Annotated in this window: 1 protein-coding gene; it reads left to right on the top strand. The window is 62.0% G+C overall.

Features of this window, described 5'->3' with window-relative positions; translation table 11 throughout:
- The coding region (locus RIN56_20680; protein ID MDR7869209.1) for a CoA transferase at nt 1–1,050 on the top strand (1,050 nt) is incomplete at both ends.

Below are 1,050 nucleotides of genomic sequence, written 5' to 3'. Positions count from 1 at the left end.
CATGAAACCGCTTAAAGACATCGTCGTCCTCGATCTCACGCGTGTCCTCGCCGGCCCCTACTGCGGCATGGTTCTGGCCGACTACGGCTGCAACGTCGTCAAAATCGAATCCCCCGGCGAAGGCGACGACTCCCGCGCCTTCGGCCCCTTCGTCGGCAAAGAAAGCGCCTACTTCATGAGCCTCAACCGCAACAAGCGCTCCATGACCCTCAACCTCAAAGAACAGGAAGCCCGCGACCTCTTCAAAGAAATGGTCAAAAAAGCCGACATCGTCCTCGAAAACTACCGTCCCGGCACCATGGAAAAATTCGGCCTCGGCTACGACGAACTCAAAAAAATCAACCCCCAAATCATCTACGGCGCCTGCTCCGGCTTCGGCCACACCGGCCCCTACAGCCTCAAGCCCGGCTACGATATCCTCGCCCAGGCCATGGGCGGCATCATGAGCATCACCGGCCCCGAAGGCGGCGAGCCCGTGCGCGTCGGCGCCTCCATCGGCGACATCATCGCCGGCCTCTTCACCGCCATCGGCGTCCTCATGGCCCTCCACCACCGCACCATGACCGGCGAAGGGCAAAAAATCGACGTCTCCATGCTCGACTGCCAGGTGGCCGTCCTCGAAAACGCCATCGCCCGCTACTTCGTCTCCGGCTCCGCCCCCAAACCCCTCGGCACCCGCCACCCCTCCATCACCCCCTTCGACGCCTTCAAATCCAAAGACGGCGCCATCATCGTCGGCGCCGGCAACGACCGGCTGTGGGAAAAACTGTGCGACATCATCGGCAAGCCCGAGCTCAAGGCCGACGAGCGCTTCAAGAGCAACGCGCTGCGCACCCAGAACTTCAAAGACCTCTACACCTTCCTCAACACCGCCTTCCAGGGCAAAACCACAGCCGAATGGATCGTCGACCTCGAAGCCGCCGGCATCCCCTGCGGCCCCATCAACCCCATCGACAAAGTCGTCGCCGACCCGCAGATCATCTTCCGCGAAATGATCGTCGAAACAGACCACCCTGTCGCCGGGCCGGTCAAAATGGCCGGCGTGCCCAT

The sequence above is a fragment of the Sporomusaceae bacterium genome, from assembly GCA_031460455.1.
In the GTDB taxonomy this organism is placed as follows: domain Bacteria; phylum Bacillota; class Negativicutes; order Sporomusales; family UBA7701; genus Anaeroselena.
The sequence above is the reverse complement of the archived record's forward strand: the minus strand, read 5'-3'. Positions and strand labels throughout refer to the sequence as shown.